Raw genomic sequence first — 18,608 nt, 5'->3', positions numbered from 1 at the left:
GGTTAAAAGAGTACCGGCGTATTGCCACACGCTACGACAAAACGGCGAGAAATTATCTGTCGATGGTGAAACTGGGCTGCATCCGACTCTTTTACAAGAAGTTATGCAATTAAGGGACACAGCCTAGGTAATGCCAGCGATACGGCGTGTTGTTATGATTCAGGTGCAAACAGGAAAAGTCACTGCGCTGGTAGCTTGTACAGGACAAAAGTGCGATCTCTATGATCCAATCGGACTGATGGTAGAGGAAGTTGACGCCGCCGGGCAGCTTCCTGCCCGTACTACGCCGGAACGGCTGACCGATGTCGAAGGATAACTGAGCTGGGAAGGCTGCAACAGCGCCTGGAGCAATATCTCGCATCAGGGCCGGGCTTCGCTCAGAACCTGCGCATGCAGGGTCAATTTCTGGACAGGGACAAATTTTCAGGAAGAACATTTGAACAGCAATGAGGAAGCTATTTTGCTCGTGGGTAAAATCTAAAGGGTGGAAATCGTTTGATAAAAATACTCGCTATATATGGGTGGAATGTAAAGGTGGGAATATGAAAAATATTATTCCTGTAGACAACTGCAATCTATTTCCTTATGAATCAGGTATTGAGTCAGAAACAATAAATATAGATATTAATGCTGATTATAAGAGCATTGGCAATGCCATATTAATTGCTTTTAAACTTGCTACATATCATCCTGAAAATAAACTATGATTTTAACTGAAAATAGCCGGAAAGATCTCGTTATCTTCTCGGCTATTTTAGCCTGTTAAACCCTCATCCCCCGCAGCGCCGCTTTTGCGGCGCTCTTAAACGCGCTATCCGTACAAGGCCTTCTTTGATTGCGGTTTATTGAACGATCCGGGCCACAATCTGGCAGGTATCATATCGGCCGCTGACGCGGCCTCACCTTACTCATTACTGCGCGGCGGGCGCCGCCGCTTCATTTTGCGCTTCGGCCTCTTCCGCCGGCGCCATAATCCGGCTATAGGCTTCCTGAAGCTCCTTCATATGCGCTTCCGGTTCGCCCTGCTGCTGTATCAGCATCAGGGCGGCGTCCTGTGAAAGCCACAGGTGCAACTCCTGATTCAGCGTAGCCAGCGTCAGTTCAGACAACGAAGCCTGCCGCAACTTTTGATATTGCTCCGGGGCAATATCCACCACGCCATTTTGCTGCGACCGCAGGCGCTGATCCATCAACACATCCGTACTGGTGCGCGCATAGGTGGCGAACAGCTTGCCCAGCTCATCGGTTTTGCGCGCAATCAGCGCATCAAACTCCTGCTGAGTCAGCCCGTTATCCCTCAGCGCCGCCAGTTCCTGAGCCAAGAACGTCATCGCCGGCATTACGCCGTCGATACCGGGAACATCGATATGAATGGCGCACTGCGCGCGCGTATAGAAGACATTACAGTTAAAACGGAGGTTATCGCTCTTCTGCGAACTTTTCTTTAACGCCTGTTGCACATGCCAGAACAGGGCTTCCCTCGCCAGGTCGCGTCGCCAGTAACGCACCAACGCCCGGTCGTCCCGAATCGGGTGCCAGGGGGTATCCCAGATCAGCGATAGCGTATCCTGCTGAACGGTGGTGTCTATCAGGCTGACGGGTTGAAGCGGCAATGGGCTTAACGTCGGCACCGGCACCGGCTCTCCGCGTTTACCCTGCAACGGCGAGAACGCCTTACCGATCTGATCGACGATATAGCGTTGATCGACATGGCCGACGATATAGAGCGTCATGGCGTCCGGCGTGTACCAGGTTTTATAAAATTGCTGCAACGGCTCGCTGCTTAACGGCGCCGTCACCGCCTGACCCGGATCGTGAGCCAACAGCGGCGATCCCTTCAGGCGATAGCGCCAGCGCGGATCCTGCGGATTGGCCGGAAAAGTGACCACCGGGTTGGGCGCGTTTAACGCCGCGTCGATGCGCCGATCGTCGATAGTCAACTGACCAGCCGCTTTCGACAGCCAACTGAGCGCGTCTTTCAACAGCTCCGGCCGATTATTCGGCAAACTCAGATTATAAAAGGTGACGTCATATGACGTGACGGCCGGCGGCAGAGAACGCGCGTCCTTCTCCGTCGGCTGCCATAAAGAAGATAATTGCGTTGCCGAAAAACCATCCCCCGGCGTTAACGCCAGGCGGGGAATAAAATGGGCGAATCCTGATTGCTGCGTGTTTTCCGTCAGCGAGCCGGTATTCACCATCAGACGTAACTCGACCCTGTCACCCGGACGTTGCGGGGTAGTCAGTAACTGCCAGGTAAAACCATTATCAAGTTTCCCCTGCTGCCAGGCAGGATCGGGTTGTAGTGTTTCAGCCTGCACGTTGCCGCCGACAACCGTCAGCAACATTCCACCAACTAAAAGTCCTATTTTGGTGCCCTGCATGTGAACCCCTACTAAAATAACCAGCCAACATTAATGTGGTTGTCGTTGTTAATCACAGTGGCCTTGCGCTTGCCACCAAACACTCTCATGAATGCATCTCGGAAAATGGAGAGGCGAAGTGTACCACCCCCTTTGACCACGCGCTTTCATCTATGTCACTTCAACAGGCTAAATAATATTCAAAAAAGGAAAATATTGAGATTTAACCGAATCCGGCATGACACCCATGAGGCGGACTTGGTCGTCAGGCAAGGACGACGTTGGGGGAGAAATAGCGGCGAAACGCACGGATTTTTATCGCGGTTCAATATGCCTCGCGGCGAGGCGGATAAGTGCCGACGCACCGGTATAGTCCGAGTTTGACGACGATTATTTACATTTTCTCCTTAATTTTTCCACGATTCGTTAAACATTAACGGATAAAGTAATTTACGGCGCACATGCCGCCATAATACGGATTCAAGTCTTAACGCCAATGGGTTAAACATTGGGATGGTCAGGAAAACAGCCTTCCTGCGGAAGCAAGCATTCCTGCCGCTGCTTCGGGTGGTGGGTACATCGCGTAGAAAACCCTGCTGAGGAGTTGCATTTCGATGGCGAATTTTTTTATCGATCGCCCCATTTTTGCCTGGGTATTGGCAATTATACTCAGCTTGTGCGGTACGCTGGCGATCGTTTCACTGCCCGTCGAGCAGTACCCCGACCTCGCGCCGCCCAGCGTGCGCATTAGCGCCAACTATCCCGGCGCTTCCGCCCAAACCATTGAGAATACCGTCACGCAGATTATCGAGCAGAGCATGACCGGGCTGGATAATTTGATGTATATGGCTTCCGACAGCAGTAATACCGGCCAGTCAAGGATAACGCTCACCTTTGAAGCGGGAACCAATCCGAACGAAGCCCGCCAGCAGGTGCAGAACCAGTTGCAATCCGCCCAGCGAAAACTGCCGCAGGCGGTGCAGCAGCAAGGGGTGACGGTCAGTAAAACCGGCGAAAGCAATATCCTGATGATCGCCTTTGTTTCCACCGACGGCAGCATGGAAAGGCAGGATATTTCGGACTATGTCGCCAGCAATATTCAGGAGCCGCTCAGCCGCATCAACGGCGTCGGCGAAGTGGACGCCTATGGCTCGCAGTATGCGATGCGTATCTGGCTCGACCCCTTGAAGCTGGCCGATTACTCGCTCACCACCGAGGATGTGGTGGCGGCCATCGAGTCGCAGAATAGCCAGATTTCCGTCGGTCAGGTGGGCGGCACGCCGTCGGTGGATAACCAGACGCTGAACGCCGCCATCAATGCCCAGTCACTGTTGCAGACCCCGCAGCAGTTTCGCGATATCACCCTGCGCGTCAACCGCGACGGTTCCGCGGTGACGCTGGGCGACGTCGCGCAAGTAGAGCTTGGCGCGGAAAGGTATGACATCCTCAGCCGCTATAACGGCCAGGCGGCGTCCGGCCTGGGGATAAAACTGGCCGCCGGCGCCAACGAACTGGAGACGGATAAACGGGTGCGCGCCCGGATCGCGGAGCTGGCGCCCTACTTTCCCCGCGGTCTGGAAGCCAAAATCGCCTTTGAAACCTCGCCTTTCGTCAAGGCTTCCATCATTGATGTGGTGAAAACCCTGTTTGAAGCGATACTGCTGGTTTTCCTGGTGATGTATCTGTTTTTACAGAATTTTCGCGCCACCCTGATCCCCACCATCGCCGTGCCGGTGGTGCTGCTGGGTACCTTTGCGGTGCTTTACGCCTGCGGATTCAGCCTCAATACCCTGACCATGTTCGCGATGGTGCTGGCCATCGGCCTGCTGGTGGACGACGCCATTGTGGTGGTGGAAAACGTCGAGCGCGTGATGAGCGAGGAAGGACTTTCCCCGCGCGAAGCGACGCGCAAGTCGATGGGGCAGGTTCAGGGCGCGCTGGTGGGGATCGCGCTGGTGCTGTCGGCGGTTTTTGTCCCGATGGCCTTTTTCGGCGGAACGACCGGGGCGATCTACCGTCAATTCTCCATTACCATCGTTTCATCGATGATCCTGTCGGTGCTGGTGGCGATGATCCTTACCCCGGCGCTGTGCGCCACCCTGCTCAAGCCCGTCGCCAAAGGTCATCATCACGGCCGCAAAGGCTTTTTCGGCTGGTTTAACCGCGTTTTCAACCGCGGTACGCTGCGCTATGAACGGGGCGTGGCGAAAATCCTGCGCCGAAGCGGCCGCTGGATGCTGCTTTATCTTGGCGTCATCGGCATTATGGCGTTGCTGTTTATCCGGCTGCCGACGTCATTTCTGCCGCAGGAAGATCGGGGCGTCTTTATGACGCAGGTGCAGTTGCCGCCCGGTTCGACGCAGCAGCAGACATTAAAAGTGGTGCAACAGATCGAGCAATATTACCTCAGCGAAGAAAAAGAGAATGTCACATCGGTATTCGCCACCGTCGGCGCCGGCCCCGGCGGCAACGGACAGAACGTCGCCCGCCTGTTTGTGCGCCTGAAAGACTGGGACGCGCGCACCAGAGCGCAAGACACCTCCTTCGCCATAATCGAACGCGCCACCCGAACCTTCCGCGATATCAAAGAGGCCCGGGTTATCGCCAACAGCCCGCCGGTCATCACCGGCCTGGGCAATGCGGCCGGCTTTACCATGGAGTTGCAGGATCACGCCGGGCTGGGCCACGACGCGCTGATGCAGGCGCGCGACCGACTGCTGGCCATGACCGACGATGACCCGCGTCTGACCCGGGTGCGCCACAACGGTCTGGATGATAACGCGCAGTTGAGGATTGATATCGACCAGCGCAAGGCGCAGGCGCTGGGCGTCGCTATCGACGACATCAACAACGTGTTGCAAACCGGCTGGGGGTCGACCTACGTTAATGATTTCATCGATCGCGGCCGGGTGAAAAAAGTGTATGTTCAGGCGGCGGCCAAATACCGCATGCAGCCGGACGATATCAGCAAATGGTATGTGCGCAACGGCGACGGCGGAATGGTGCCGTTTACCGCCTTTGCGCAAACCGCGTGGGAAAGCGGTTCGCCGCGCCTGGAGCGTTACAACGGCTATTCCTCGCTGGAAATCGTCGGCGAGGCCGCGCCCGGCGTCAGCACCGGGACGGCCATGGAGATCATGGAAGCGCTGGTGGAAAAATTACCGCCGGGCGTCGGCCTGGAGTGGTCGGGCATGTCCTATCAGGAAAAGCTGACGGGCGAGCAGGCGCCGGCGCTGTACGCCATCTCGCTGCTGGTGGTGTTTCTGTGTCTGGCGGCGTTGTATGAAAGCTGGAGCGTGCCTTTTTCCGTGATGCTGGTGGTGCCGCTCGGCGTGCTGGGCGCGCTGCTCGCCACCCTGGGCCGGGGACTGGAGAACGACGTCTATTTCCAGGTAGGGTTGTTGACGGTTATCGGCCTGGCGGCGAAGAACGCCATCCTGATCGTCGAGTTCGCCAATGAGATGAACCAGCGCGGGCGCGATCTGGTCGAGGCGACGCTGGAGGCATCGCGCCAGCGGCTGCGGCCGATACTGATGACCTCGCTGGCGTTTATTTTCGGCGTGCTGCCGATGGCCACCAGCAACGGCGCAGGCTCCGCCAGCCAGCATGCGGTGGGAACAGGCGTGATTGGCGGCATGCTGTCCGCGACGATTCTGGCGATCTTTTTCGTCCCGCTGTTCTTTGTGGTGGTGCGCAGACGTTTCCCGCTGCAAGAGAAAGAAAAATAACCGGTTAATCAGGTTAAAAATACGCATACAAAACATTAGCGATTTATATATAAGCAATGAATATAAGTAATAAGAAAGCATAATAGAAAACAAACGGCCGTCGCGATTAAAGTAACCGATTACTGTCTGAAGAAACGGATTCAGGGTATCGGGATGACGGCATTACTGGATATACGCGGGTTGAGCGTTCATTTCCCCGGACATGTGGCGGTGGATAATCTTGACCTCCGCATCGCAAAGGGAGAAATGCTGGCGCTGGTGGGCGAGTCGGGTTGCGGCAAATCCACGACGGCGCTGAGTATTATGCGACTGCTGCCGGCCCAGACAAAAATCAGCGGCGCCGTTACCCTCGGCGGCAAAGACCTGTTGCGTTTGGGAGAGCGGCAGTTGGCCGATGTGCGCGGCAACGATGTCTCCATGATTTTTCAGGAGCCGATGACGTCGCTGAACCCGGTGATGTCCATCGGGCGTCAGGTTGAAGAGGCGTTGACCCTGCATCTGCCGCTGAGCCGCACACAGGCGCGCGCCCGCGCGCTTGAACTACTGGCGCAGGTCAAACTGCCCGATCCCGAAAGCCGCTTTGACGATTACCCTCACCATCTCTCCGGCGGCCAACGCCAGCGGGTGATGATCGCGATGGCGATTGCCTGCCAGCCCGATCTGCTGATTGCCGACGAACCGACCACGGCGCTGGATGTCACCATTCAGTCGCAGATACTGGCCCTGCTCGACGAACTGCGACGCGAGCTGAACATGGCCGTGCTGCTGATCACCCACGATCTGGGCGTGGTTTCCCAGTGGGCCGACCGCGTGGCGGTCATGCATAACGGCCGCAAGCTGGAAGAAGGCCCCGCCGATCGGATATTGCTTCATCCGCAACATACCTATACGCAGGGACTGCTGCACGCCTCGCTGCATCTGGAGCAGGACGCGCACTATCGCCGGTCGCGGCTGGCGGAGATCCGTTACAGCGACGCACAGGGATTCACGCTGTTTCAGCCCCCGGCGCATACCGAGGCGGCCCCGACGGCGGCCGCGGCGCAGCCCTTGCTGACGGTCGGCAACCTGACGGTGGCCTATGAATCCGCACAGGACGACATTACCGCGGTAGACGATGTTTCCTTTCGGCTCCATGCCGGGGAAACCCTCGGGCTGGTGGGCGAGTCGGGCTGCGGCAAATCCACGCTGTCGCGCGCCATTATGCGGCTGGAGCAGGCGCAGAGCGGCCGGGTCGTGTTTGACGGGCAGGATCTGCTGACGCTGTCGCGTCGCCAGTTGCTGCCCTGGCGCAAGCGTATCCAGATGGTCTTTCAGGATCCCTACGGTTCGCTCAATCCGCGCCAGAGCATCGACGAAATCTTAGGCTATGCGCTGGCGATCCACGGCGTCAAAGACCGCCGAGAACGTGAGCGGCGCATTGTGCGAATTCTTGACGACGTGGGCTTGCCGCAGGCCGCGCGCCAGCGCTACCCGCACGAATTCTCCGGCGGACAACGTCAGCGCATCGGCATCGCCCGGGCGCTGGTATTGCGTCCGCAACTGCTTATCTGCGACGAACCGGTTTCCGCGCTGGATGTTTCCGTGCAGGCGCAAATCATCAATCTGCTGGTGGACTTAAAGGCCGAACTGGGGCTGACCTATCTGTTTATCTCGCACGATTTAGCGGTCGTGCGCTATATCGCCGACCGCGTTCTGGTGATGAACGGCGGGCGCATTGTGGAAGAAGGCGACCATGAACGCATCTGGCGCCATCCCCAACATCCCTATACCCGCACGCTGCTGGATGCCGTGCCGGGACGAAAAAACCGCGGCCGGCAGCCGTCCGCTGCGCCGACACCCGTTTCCGCGCTAAGTTGAGCGGTCTTACCTCGATTTTATTGACAGGCACAGGGGCAACACATAATGAATAAACGTCCATCAGACAGCAATATCGACGCACTGGTCGAATACGAACTTAACCGCCGCAAATTTCTGGGCATCTCCGGCGCGATTCTGGCATCGGGCGTATTCGGCGGCATCTGGCCGAGCGAGAGCGCGGCGGAAACCGGCAGCCTGCCGAATACCGTGGCGGGCGCGGCGCGCGGCGGCACGCTGGAGGCGGTAGTGCATCCCGAGCCGCCGACGCTGGCGTTCTTTATCAACACCTCGACGCCCGGCCGTACCGTCGTCAGCAAGATCTTCGACGGACTGTTCGACTACGCGCCGGATCTGTCGCCGCGGCCGCAACTGGCGGAAAAGGTGGCGGTATCGGACGACGGGCTGACCGTCACGCTGTTTCTGCGCCGCAACGTGCTGTGGCACGACGGCCAGCCGTTCAGCGCCGCCGATGTGAAATTCTCGGCGGAAAATGTCTGGCGCCAATACTCGCCGTTCGCCCGCCGGGTGTTCCAGTATCTGTCCGGCGTGGAAACGCCCGATGACCATACCGTGATCCTGACGCTTTCCAAACCCACGCCGGTGGTGCTCAACGCGCTGGATGTGGTGGCGACCCCCATCCTGCCGCGCCATCTGTACGAAGGCACGGATATTCCCAACAACCCTTACAACAATAAACCCGTCGGCACCGGGCCGTTCGTGTTCCGCGAATGGCAGCGCGGCAGCCACATCGCGCTGGAACGCTTCGATAAATACTGGCAGCCTGAACGCCCGTTCCTGGATAAGCTGCTGTTCAAAATCATCCCCGATGTTTCCGGACGCGCCACCGCGTTTGAAACCGGCGAAATCCAGTACGGCGAGCGTAATCCCGTGACTTTCGCCGACGCCGCCCGTCTGGCGAAGCTGCCTACGCTGACGCTGGATACCGACGGTTATAATGGTTTCGCCACCTCATTCTGGCTGTTGCCCAACCTGCGCGACCCCATTCTTGGCAACCTGAAGGTGCGTCAGGCCATCGCCCACGCCGTCAACAAGGATCTGCTGGTCAGAACCGTGTGGGGAGGCTACGCCAAACCGGCGACAGGGCCGGTCTCCTCACAGCTCAGCACCTTTTATACCGCCGATACCCAGCAGTATCCGTTCGATATCAAAAAGGCGCAGGCGCTGCTGGATGAAGCGGGCTACCCGAAAAAAGCGGACGGCTGGCGCTTTAAGCTGAACCACGATTTCATCCCGTTCGGCGATGACTATCGCCGCACCGGCGAGTTCGTCCGTCAGGCGCTGCGCGCCATCGGCATTGACGTCACGCTGCGCGCGCTGGACCTGGCCACCTGGACGAAAAACATTTTCAAAGACTACGACTACCAGCTCGCCAGCTCCTGGGGCGTGAACTGGACGGATCCGCAACTGGGCGTCGAACAACTCTACTGGTCGAAAGCGGAAAGCAAGGGTACGCCCTGGACCAACGCTTCAGGCTACGCCAGCCCGGAAGCCGATCGTATTATCGAGGCGGCGCAGATCGAGGTCGATCCGCAAAAACGGCTGGCGCTCTATCACGATCTACAGCGCATTGTGCAACGCGATCTTCCCCAGATTAACCTTTTTGAATTCAAATGGTTCGGCATATGGGCGCGCAATCTGCGCAACGTGACGGATACGTTCAACCACAGTCAGAACAATTTCGCGCACGTATGGCTGGATAAAAAAGGCGCCTGAGCGAGGGGCGTAACCTAATGACGGCACGTATTTTTTTCCGCCTGCTGCAACTGGTCGGGGTGGTGGTCGGCATCGCCACCCTGAACTTCTTTCTGCTCAAGGCGTTGCCCGGCGATCTGGTGGATGTCATCGCCAGCGAAAACGGCAGCGCCACGCCGGAATATATTCAGCAGTTGCGCGAACTCTACGGCCTGGATCGTCCTACCGCCGCGCAGTTGGTCGCATATTTATCGCAACTGGCGCAGGGCGATCTGGGCTTTTCGTTTCGCTTCGGCGAGCCGGTATTGGATTTGATCGTCGATCGGCTGCCGGCCACGCTGCTGCTGGTGGGAAGCGCCCTGCTGCTGTCGGTGGCGGGCGGCGTACTGCTCGGCGTCGCATCGGCGCGCCGTCCCCACGGCGTCGCGGACTCGGCGATCTCCATGCTCTCCACCATCGGTTACTCCGCGCCGATGTTCTGGGTGGCGCTGATGTTGATCGTGCTGTTCGCCGTCAAGCTGGAATGGCTGCCCGCCAGCGGTTGGCAGGATATCAATGCCGCCCACGTCGGGGCGGCCAGACTGTGGGATATTGCGGCGCACCTGGTGTTGCCGGTGCTGACCCTGACCATTTACTACATGGCGGTTTATGCCCGGCTGGCGCGCGCGTCAATGATTGAAACGCTGTCCGAAGATTTTATCCGTACCGCGCGGGCCAAAGGCGCGCGCGAAGGACGCGTGATTGTCGCCCATGCCTTGCGTCACGCGCTCATCCCGGTGATCACCATGCTGGGGCTGCAAAGCAGCGCCCTGCTGGGCGGCTCCATCGTCGTGGAAACGGTGTTCGCCTGGCCGGGGCTGGGACAACTGTCGTTCGAGGCGATCAGGAACCGGGATATTCCCATCCTGCTGGGCGTACTGTTGTTCAGCAGCGTACTGGTGGTGGTATCGAACCTGCTGGTGGATATGGCGCACGCCGGCTGCGACCCGCGGGTGCGCGAAGGTCGACGTAAAAAGAACAGAGATAACAAAAGAGGGGTGATATGAGCCGCTGGTTATTACAGCCGTCCGCGCTAATCGGCCTGATCGCGCTGGCGCTGGTTATCGCCGCGGCCTGCGCGGCGCCGTGGTTGTTCCCGGACGACCCGATGAACATGGTGGCGGAGCCTTATCTCTGGCCGGGACAGGACGCGCAGTTCCCGCTGGGAACCGACCTGATGGGCCGCGATCTGCTGGCAGGCCTGCTGCACGGCGCGCGCGTCTCGCTGCTGGTGGGCGTGGCGTCGACCCTGATCGCGCTGGTTATCGGCATCGTCGTCGGCGTGCTCGCCGGATTTTATCGCGGCTGGGTGGACAAAGTGCTGACGGGCGTCACCACGCTGTTTCAAACCATTCCGGCTTTTTTGCTGGCGATCATTCTGGTGGCCGTGTTGCAGCCCTCGATCGGCACCATCATCTTTGCGCTCGGCATCACCTCCTGGACCAGCATCGCCCGTCTGGTGCGCACGGAGTTTTTATCCCTGCGCCAACGGGAGTTCGTGCGCGCCAGCATTTCGCTCGGCGCGAGCGATATGCATCTTATTTTTCGTGAAATCCTGCCGAATGCCTGGACGCCGGTGGTGGTTTCCACCGCATTGCTGATCGCCAACGCCATTCTTTCCGAAGCCGGGCTATCTTTCCTCGGGCTGGGCGATCCGAATGTCGTGAGCTGGGGCTCGATGATCGGCACCGGGCGGGATGCGCTGAGAACCGGCTGGTATATGACGGCCATTCCGGGCGTGGCCATTATGCTGACGGTCATGGCGCTGAATTTATTGAGCGATGCGCTGCATACCGCGCTGAATCCGCGCTTGCGCCGTCGGCGTTCGCTGTTTTCCGTGCTGTAGAGACCGATGCGAAAACGTTGAAAAAACCATCCCCGCCGTAAGGCGGGGATGGTCAGAACAAGCGGGAGGAAGGGTCAGGACAGCGTCGTCGACTCCGCCGGTTTATCGCCGTTCTTGCCGGTATCGCCTTTATCGCCGGAAAGCACCGCATTCATCTTCTTGGAATCCAGTTCATGGCAATACTTCGCGACGACGATCGTCGCCACGCCGTTGCCAATCAGATTGGTCAGCGCGCGGGCTTCCGACATAAAGCGGTCGATACCCAGAATTAACGCCAGACCCGCGACCGGCAGATGACCTACCGCGGAAAGGGTGGCGGCCAGCACGATAAATCCGCTTCCCGTCACCCCCGCCGCCCCTTTGGACGACAGCAGCAACACCACCAGCAGCGTAATCTGATGCCAGATATCCATATGGCTGTTAGTGGCCTGGGCGATAAATACCGCGGCCATCGTCAGATAGATCGAGGTGCCGTCCAGATTGAACGAGTAGCCGGTGGGAATAACCAGCCCGACGACCGATTTCTTACAGCCGACCTTCTCCATCTTCTCCAGCATCCGCGGCAACACGGATTCGGAAGAGGATGTCCCCAGCACAATCAGCAACTCTTCTTTGATATAGCGGATAAATTTGAAAATGCTGAATCCCGTAGCCCTGGCGATACTACCCAGAACCAGGAAGACGAACAGCAGACAGGTGATATAGAAACAGATAATCAACTGACCCAACTGCACCAGCGTACCCAGCCCGTATTTGCCGATGGTGAACGCCATGGCGCCAAACGCGCCCAGAGGCGCCAGACGCATGATCATGTTGATGATGCCGAAAATGACGCGGGAGAAACTTTCGATCACATCAAAGATCATCTTGCCCTTTTCACCCAGCCGATGCAGCGCAAAGCCGAACATCACCGCAAACAACAAGACCTGCAAAATATTTCCGCTGGCGAATGCCCCGACCGCGCTGGAAGGGATCACATCCATCAGGAACGGAATCAGGCCCTGCTGCGAGGCCTGCTGGGTATACACCGCCACGGCGGAGGCATCCAGCGCGGCGGGGTCGACATTCATACCCACGCCCGGTTTTACCAGGTTTACAATCACCAGCCCGATGATCAGGGCGATGGTACTGACGATTTCAAAATACAGCAGGGCGACCGCACCGGTTTTCCCCACTGATTTCATGCTTTCCATGCCGGCAATACCGGTCACCACCGTACAAAAGATAACCGGCGCAATGATCATTTTAATTAATTTAACAAATCCATCGCCCAAAGGCTTCATCTGCTCGCCAAGCTCCGGATAGAAATGGCCGAGTAATATCCCTATCGTGATAGCAGTAAGCACCTGAAAATAAAGCGTTTTAAAAATAGATGTTTTCATACTTATGTCCTATGGCAGGGAAACACAGGTAGATAATAGAGTACGCGAGGGAATACCACCTGTGATTGCGCCGGAAAGTAACACCGCAATAACTGTCTGGAAATGTTTTCTAACTTTAGTTTGTGAACGAATGGTTAAAAATAAGAGAGGAATCGCTTCAGCAGACATGAATATTAAACATTAGCGCAATTTAGTTGCAACAAAGAACCACATCACGCAACAAGAAACGGTGAAAAAAACGCCGGAAAAGGTCATCAGTGCGAGGGCGGAAGCCCGACACTGATAACCGTAAAATAATGATCAGGCTATTAATTTATAAAAACGTGAACGCCATTCTTCTTCTCATGGCGGGCCAGTTGCATAGCGAAACGCGCCTGTGACAGCAGAAGCGCTGCGCTGTTGGTTTCTTTGACGCCGGGGGCATCCAGATTGATAATACCGGCGCTGGCGGCCGGCGGCGAGGCCGGGTCATTGGCCGCCATAAACGGCGCGTTTATTTGAGCAATCACGTCCTGCGCCCAGATCTGCGCCGGTTCTCCTCTCACCCATGGGCTGCCCAATAGCGCGAACTCATCGTCGTCCAGACAGGCCAGCAAAATACGCGCATCCCCCCGTTCGGCCACCGCCGCCTTCAGTTGATTCACCAGGTTAAAGGCCGCATCAGCAGACGGATTGCCGGCGTCTGTCGGCGACGGATCAAGGCCGACCACCATCAGGCTCAGCGGTACGCTTTGCGCCAGTTGCCGTTGCAGATGAATCATAAAATCCGCTTTATCCGGCAAACCATAGCGCGCAGCGGCGGAAGCCAGAGATTGCGCCAGCAACTGCTGATTACGGTTATAGCTGCGAACCAGCATGCCAAGTTCATCATCCTTATGCCATTCCGGCTGCGTCAGTTGATGACGGGGGATCGCGTCCGCCGTCAGACTCTGTAATTCAGTAATGATCGCACGCAGAGGGTGTACCATTAGCCGGTTCATGCACCAGGTAATGGATATGGACAAAATCAGCGCCAATAGCAGATAAGTCGCCAGCATGGTCGAGAAGGTACTGACGATAAACTGAAACATACGGTAAGAATCGGCCTGCAATACCAGGTGCGCCAATGGCGTCGAATGTTGCGTCTGCGGCGGGGAATATAACGGCACCGCGATGCGTATCGGCAGCTCAAAAGCCCTGGCAACCCACTGCGGCACCGCGCGTTCCGTCGGGAAATTGGCATGCAGCGTCTGGAATTCGCCGGGCAACACCACTTCAGCGCGACTCAGAAAGCCGACCGGCAACAAATTATTCAGAATATCTTCGGCCCGTTGCACTTCGCCTTGCAGTACGGCTTCCGTCAACGGCTGGCGCACGGAGTAAGCGACGATCTCCAGTTGCCTGGCATAATCGTCACGCCGTTGATTCACGAAGTGGAAAAGCTGTATCACTATAAAAAGACTGATGGTAACCAGCGCCACCGCGGACACGGCTGTCATCTGCTTAATAGTTAACGAACGTCTAAGCCGCAAGCACTTTCTCCGTCAATTCCGTATTGCTGCCGTATGTATAAAATCTGTCGCGAGCATACCCGCTATAAGATTGAAATACTTAAATTTTCGTCTTTCATCTCTGAGGTCTGATTATACCCGATGGATTTCGAGATGCAGGACGGCGGCGGCGGGGAGGCAAATTCGTCAGAAAGAATCTGCACGCCGCGCGCGGCGGCCCCTACGGGACAGTCCCCATGGAAGGGCCGGGTAATGTAGCCGAACGCACCTGCAACTTGAAAGATGACGAGTATATAACCCGGTGTAGTATAAGGCAGCTTACCTTTGCCCCAATGCTGTTTTCTTCTTGCCTGTTCGGGATTTCATCTTAATCCTAACCGGCTGACAACACCGAATCCGCCTCCGCACGTCATAAGAGGGATCCTATTATCAGCCCATCCAGGACAAAAAGTAATGAAGAAGGATGAAAGATTGATGAACGCGGCGGGGTCGGCAAGCGAGGCGACGGATCGGCGGGAGGGTGAGGAACAAGGGCGGAGGGATCGCCCCCGCCCGGACACGCATTCGTTACTGCGGATAAGGCACCCATTCCCCGCCGTTAAGACGAATATAGGGTTTACCCTGATACGGCATCACGATGGCGCTTTCATTTTCCGAAATCGCTTCCGATTGCGGTAAATCTTTTACCAACGCCTGCCAGTCGATCGTCGGCGCCGCAAAGACCTTGCCGTCCACCATGCGCGAGACCAACGCCGAAATAGCCAGGTAGCTGCTCTTCGATTCAATCGTCAACGGGCTGCCGGACGCCGGCGCCTGCATACCGAACAGCTTCACGCCGACCGGAATGTGCGTGATGCTGGGACTCGGTATATCGCGCAGACCCGACATCTGCATTTTATCGCCCGCCAACGCCGCGCCATGTTCGGGTACGACGACCACCATCACTTTCCGCCCTGACTTTTGCAACGCATCGAAAAAGCTATCCAGCTGATCGAACAAGGTTTTCGCGCGCGGCTTAAAGTCGGCCGATTTATTGGTGCCGACAAAACGGTTGCCGTCATGCAGCGAAATCAGGTTGAAGAACGTCGCGCTGCGCCCGGCTCCCGATGTCTTACGATTTTCCAACCAGCGGTTAAGCAGTTCCAGATCGTTATAAATCGGATCGCCTTCGAATGAAGTCAATTGGTAACTGATGCCGGCCTGCGACATCATCGGCGATTGCAGATTGCCTTCATCATGTATCCCTTTCAGGTAGTTCCCCGATAAGTCGGACACGCCGGAGTGATCGAGCATCAGCTGCTTTTCAAAACCCAGATTGGCCAGATTATCAAACAGATAACATTGCCGATTGGCGGGCTGATACAAATCGTGGTGTGATGCCTGACCGCAGCTTGCCCGGAGCAACCGGATAGCCGCCGGTCCGCTGTACGCCGTCGCCGAGTTGAAATGACTGAACAGAATGTCGAACTTACTCCACAGCGGATGATTCATCAACTCGCTCGCTTCCATATCCGACCATGAAAGCGAACAGATATTAACAATCAACAAATCAAAAGGTTGCGAATCCGCCGGCAGTGAAGCCGGGAACGTCGTCGCTCTCTCTTTTTCCCGCGCATAGAACTGATTCAGATACGCGGTCAAATTATCATTCGTGGGCGGCAGATTGGCCGCGGGCGGCAATGGCGACGCCCCGTTAGCCGGGCCGGACGCGCCGCCGGAGACCCCCGCCGCCACATCCGGAACCAACGAAACCATCGGCCCGCTGAGATGAACCAGATTTAACCATCCCAGGATGGCCACGGTAAACACCGTTATACGAATCCATTGAGAGAGAAACAGATAAGCCACCACCAGCACCAGCGCGGCGCCGAGCATCTGCCAGTTAATAAACCGGTTAATCAATTCCAGCAGATATAACGCATCGAAATCCATCAGGTTGCTTCCCTGATGGATAATCGTATTCACGCCGGGCAACCAGGTATCGTGATAAAACAAGCCGATCCCGATAGGAATGGCAATGATATGCCGCCAGCGGTGCAACCAGAGGGGAGGAAGCGGAATCAACAGAAATGCCAGGAAAATCAGGTTGAATAATGGGTGAAAATTAAGATAACCAAACCATAGCAAGGCGAATTTAAGCAGAAAATAGAGATTCCAGCCGCCAAGCCCACGCCAGTAACGCCACAGAGTTTGGTTTTGCGGCGTAGATTTTTTCTCGTTCATTTTATTTCTTAATATTTTTTGATGAAGAAGCGTCACGCATCCCAATGTCGCCAGCTTTCAGATAGCTCGGTGATAACAATCGGTTTTTCCAATACTGAAGCCAGCGGGGAATATAATGACGAGCAACGTAGCCAAGCGTAAAAAATATTACCGCGCTCAACAACACCAGTTGAACGATATCGCTCAGATTTAGCATATGTTTTCTCTTTAGCCGCCAGTTAATAAAGTTATAGCGGCAGGCTGACGCCGTACCGTGCCAACTTTCTGTTCAGGCTGATGCTGATGCGCATGAACATAATGGTTAATCAACGGTACGACTTCATCCTCCCGACATTCCGATAATGCTTTTATCTCAGCAAGAATTTGTAAATCCTGCGCCCATACCGCCCGACGGCTAAATATTTCATTTACCGGTAAAGAAAAAATGGATTTCAGCGCCGTATCCAATTCGTTTATACCGCAGGTGGAAAGAAACAGCAGCAAACGCCCCTGCGATAGCGTCACGACATCGCCGGAACGTCTTAAATTACAAATTGTTAACGCCTGAGCAACAAGCAACCCTGGAACCGGATACAGCGCGACCAACAGTCCTTTGCTTCCTTCCGGGATCAACGCGTTGCCCATAAGCTGTTCAACGGCGCGGGTAAACCGGTCTGTCGGCAGATAGCCTTTAATCTTCAGCGGCCGCATCACGGTCAGCAACGTCTCGATATCCGTGGGAACACGCCTGGTGAAATGCTGCCCCTGCACGCTTTCAAGACGGGTAAGAAAGCGGGAAAGCGACTCGGCATGCGCCACGATAAGATTGGCGCCGCACGCCAGCAACAGGCGCTCATCGCTGGATCGCAGCGCGGAACGCATTTCCCGCACCACAATTTTCAGCCTGTCGCCGCGCTGACTGCGCAAACGATGGATCTCTCTGGCCAGATCATCCACCTGATGGGCGTTGCGCAACGAGAAAATCAGGGTCGCGGCGTGCGCCGACATACCGCGTCGCGCCAGCGCGTCGTGGTCGGCAAACAGCCGCCAGCTTGCCGATAAGGCCGGCGCGCCTTCCAGCACGTCGGTCTGCGCCAGATATAACCCCTCATCATCCCCAAAAGGCGCCGGCGTCGGCGCTTCATCCTCCACGACCTGCCACCCTTCCGCCTCCGGCCGTAATATCTGCGTCTGGTTGGCCACCATCCCCAGTTCCGTACTCCACCAGGACACCCAATATTGCGCGCGATCCTGCTGCCGATGCAGGCTGGCTAAACCATACAGCGCGCGATGCTGGGAAATAAGCCTATTGCGCAGTTTACCGTCTGCGCCGCCATGGCTGAGAATAATCAGCGTGCATTCCCGCTGTTGCAGCCATGCGCCCGTATCCGTGACCCAGCGTTGTAGTCTTTCCTGCGAAAAATCTCCCCACAAACCGGCGGGCGCATAAAGGATTAATAAGCGTTTTTTCGGTTTTAACGCCCGCATCAAATCGTCCGTGAAACCCAATAGCGCCAATTTATTTTCCGGTAAAAAATAGTAAGAGAATTGTTTTAATTTTGTTGCAAATAATGAGGCGGGCAGCGACGCCTGATTTTCCGCGCAGCATATTAACGACACGCGGGCAACATCGTTCTGTGCGCCGATGATTTGTTGGCAAAATAAGGACGCATCCAATTGACCTGCAATATTAACCCAATAAAAACCAGGCGATTGCAGTAATGACAATTCATTCCAAAGCTTTCTGACACCTAATGAAAATGACTGCGTCATATGATAATTTTCTTTTCCGAGAATGATTTTATGGTTTATCATCAATAATGATCTTGATATAGACTCTAACACTAATTATTGGAATCCAAACCCTTCGGCGATATAAATAGGAATATTCCATAATAATCTATTTATTATCTTAATTAAGATGAATGGCGGAAAAGCGGCATTACTGAAAATGTCTATGGGATTATTACTAACATTCGCAATTTGAG

At 56.0% G+C, this 18,608-nt stretch carries 13 protein-coding genes and 1 pseudogene; 8 read left to right on the top strand and 6 right to left on the bottom strand.

Annotated elements, in window-relative coordinates; translation table 11 throughout:
* From ABRZ26_RS18805 to ABRZ26_RS18795, 3 genes and pseudogenes are all read left to right on the top strand, one after another.
* Positions 1–113, top strand: a pseudogene (locus ABRZ26_RS18805) (IS5/IS1182 family transposase); the annotation flags it as partial.
* A 41-nt stretch (positions 114–154) separates the two neighbouring features.
* Complete coding sequence (locus ABRZ26_RS18800; protein WP_319605651.1) at positions 155–316, top strand: hypothetical protein; 162 nt, start codon at positions 155–157, stop codon at positions 314–316.
* Positions 317–542: 226 nt separating this feature from the next.
* On the top strand, positions 543–707 hold the full coding sequence (locus ABRZ26_RS18795) for a hypothetical protein (protein ID WP_319605650.1): 165 nt from the start codon (positions 543–545) through the stop codon (positions 705–707).
* Positions 708–911: 204 nt separating this feature from the next.
* On the opposite strand, the gene ABRZ26_RS18790 is transcribed toward ABRZ26_RS18795, so the two are convergent.
* Positions 912–2,384, bottom strand: a complete 1,473-nt coding sequence (locus tag ABRZ26_RS18790) for a M16 family metallopeptidase (RefSeq protein ID WP_319605649.1) — start codon at positions 2,382–2,384, stop codon at positions 912–914.
* A 593-nt stretch (positions 2,385–2,977) separates the two neighbouring features.
* Between ABRZ26_RS18790 and acrD the strand changes: the two genes are divergently transcribed.
* The 5 genes from acrD to ABRZ26_RS18765 all read left to right on the top strand — a co-directional run bounded on the left by acrD (position 2,978) and on the right by ABRZ26_RS18765 (position 11,546).
* The gene (acrD, locus tag ABRZ26_RS18785; protein WP_319605648.1) at positions 2,978–6,091 is read left to right on the top strand and encodes a multidrug efflux RND transporter permease AcrD; all 3,114 of its coding nucleotides are present in this window, start codon (positions 2,978–2,980) and stop codon (positions 6,089–6,091) included.
* A 153-nt stretch (positions 6,092–6,244) separates the two neighbouring features.
* Positions 6,245–7,948 carry an ABC transporter ATP-binding protein gene (locus ABRZ26_RS18780; protein WP_319605647.1) on the top strand — a complete coding sequence of 568 codons (1,704 nt, stop codon included), beginning with the start codon at positions 6,245–6,247 and terminating at the stop codon, positions 7,946–7,948.
* 45 nt (positions 7,949–7,993) lie between these two features.
* The gene (locus ABRZ26_RS18775) at positions 7,994–9,682 is read left to right on the top strand and encodes an ABC transporter substrate-binding protein (protein ID WP_319605646.1); all 1,689 of its coding nucleotides are present in this window, start codon (positions 7,994–7,996) and stop codon (positions 9,680–9,682) included.
* A gap of 17 nt (positions 9,683–9,699) precedes the next feature.
* The gene (locus tag ABRZ26_RS18770; protein WP_319605645.1) at positions 9,700–10,707 is read left to right on the top strand and encodes an ABC transporter permease; all 1,008 of its coding nucleotides are present in this window, start codon (positions 9,700–9,702) and stop codon (positions 10,705–10,707) included.
* Complete coding sequence (locus ABRZ26_RS18765; protein WP_319605644.1) at positions 10,704–11,546, top strand: ABC transporter permease; 843 nt, start codon at positions 10,704–10,706, stop codon at positions 11,544–11,546. The genes ABRZ26_RS18770 and ABRZ26_RS18765 overlap by 4 nt, the downstream gene beginning before the upstream one ends.
* Positions 11,547–11,620: 74 nt before the next feature.
* Here the strand turns inward: ABRZ26_RS18765 and ABRZ26_RS18760 are convergent, their stop codons facing one another.
* The 5 genes from ABRZ26_RS18760 to bcsE form a co-directional block, all read right to left on the bottom strand.
* Positions 11,621–12,928 (bottom strand): dicarboxylate/amino acid:cation symporter, encoded by a 1,308-nt coding sequence (locus ABRZ26_RS18760; protein ID WP_319605643.1) that lies wholly within the window; start codon positions 12,926–12,928, stop codon positions 11,621–11,623.
* 308 nt (positions 12,929–13,236) lie between these two features.
* A complete protein-coding gene (locus ABRZ26_RS18755; RefSeq protein WP_319605642.1) occupies positions 13,237–14,406 on the bottom strand; it encodes an adenylate/guanylate cyclase domain-containing protein in 1,170 nt (389 codons plus the stop codon).
* 579 nt (positions 14,407–14,985) lie between these two features.
* Positions 14,986–16,641, bottom strand: a complete 1,656-nt coding sequence (bcsG, locus tag ABRZ26_RS18750) for a cellulose biosynthesis protein BcsG (protein ID WP_319605641.1) — start codon at positions 16,639–16,641, stop codon at positions 14,986–14,988.
* A 1-nt stretch (position 16,642) separates the two neighbouring features.
* Positions 16,643–16,837 (bottom strand): cellulose biosynthesis protein BcsF, encoded by a 195-nt coding sequence (gene bcsF, locus ABRZ26_RS18745; RefSeq protein ID WP_319605640.1) that lies wholly within the window; start codon positions 16,835–16,837, stop codon positions 16,643–16,645.
* An 11-nt stretch (positions 16,838–16,848) separates the two neighbouring features.
* Positions 16,849–18,393: a cellulose biosynthesis protein BcsE gene (gene bcsE, locus ABRZ26_RS18740; RefSeq protein WP_319605639.1), complete on the bottom strand. Its 1,545-nt coding sequence runs from the start codon at positions 18,391–18,393 to the stop codon at positions 16,849–16,851.
* Between the last annotated feature and the right edge of the window lie 215 nt (positions 18,394–18,608).

Source organism: Brenneria sp. L4-2C (assembly GCF_040240335.1).
Classification (GTDB): Bacteria; Pseudomonadota; Gammaproteobacteria; order Enterobacterales; family Enterobacteriaceae; genus Brenneria.
Note: the sequence above shows the minus strand (reverse complement) of the source record. Positions and strands in the feature narration are given on the sequence as shown.

Coding starts and splice junctions, on each gene's coding strand:
- ABRZ26_RS18755 (WP_319605642.1), bottom strand. CDS start 14,406: ATGACAGCCGTGTCCGCGGTGGCGCTGGTTACCATCAGTCTTTTTATA.
- ABRZ26_RS18775 (WP_319605646.1), top strand. CDS start 7,994: ATGAATAAACGTCCATCAGACAGCAATATCGACGCACTGGTCGAATAC.
- ABRZ26_RS18765 (WP_319605644.1), top strand. CDS start 10,704: ATGAGCCGCTGGTTATTACAGCCGTCCGCGCTAATCGGCCTGATCGCG.
- ABRZ26_RS18790 (WP_319605649.1), bottom strand. CDS start 2,384: ATGCAGGGCACCAAAATAGGACTTTTAGTTGGTGGAATGTTGCTGACG.
- ABRZ26_RS18770 (WP_319605645.1), top strand. CDS start 9,700: ATGACGGCACGTATTTTTTTCCGCCTGCTGCAACTGGTCGGGGTGGTG.
- bcsE (WP_319605639.1), bottom strand. CDS start 18,393: ATGACGCAGTCATTTTCATTAGGTGTCAGAAAGCTTTGGAATGAATTG.
- acrD (WP_319605648.1), top strand. CDS start 2,978: ATGGCGAATTTTTTTATCGATCGCCCCATTTTTGCCTGGGTATTGGCA.
- ABRZ26_RS18795 (WP_319605650.1), top strand. CDS start 543: ATGAAAAATATTATTCCTGTAGACAACTGCAATCTATTTCCTTATGAA.
- bcsG (WP_319605641.1), bottom strand. CDS start 16,641: ATGAACGAGAAAAAATCTACGCCGCAAAACCAAACTCTGTGGCGTTAC.
- ABRZ26_RS18800 (WP_319605651.1), top strand. CDS start 155: ATGATTCAGGTGCAAACAGGAAAAGTCACTGCGCTGGTAGCTTGTACA.
- bcsF (WP_319605640.1), bottom strand. CDS start 16,837: ATGCTAAATCTGAGCGATATCGTTCAACTGGTGTTGTTGAGCGCGGTA.
- ABRZ26_RS18760 (WP_319605643.1), bottom strand. CDS start 12,928: ATGAAAACATCTATTTTTAAAACGCTTTATTTTCAGGTGCTTACTGCT.
- ABRZ26_RS18780 (WP_319605647.1), top strand. CDS start 6,245: ATGACGGCATTACTGGATATACGCGGGTTGAGCGTTCATTTCCCCGGA.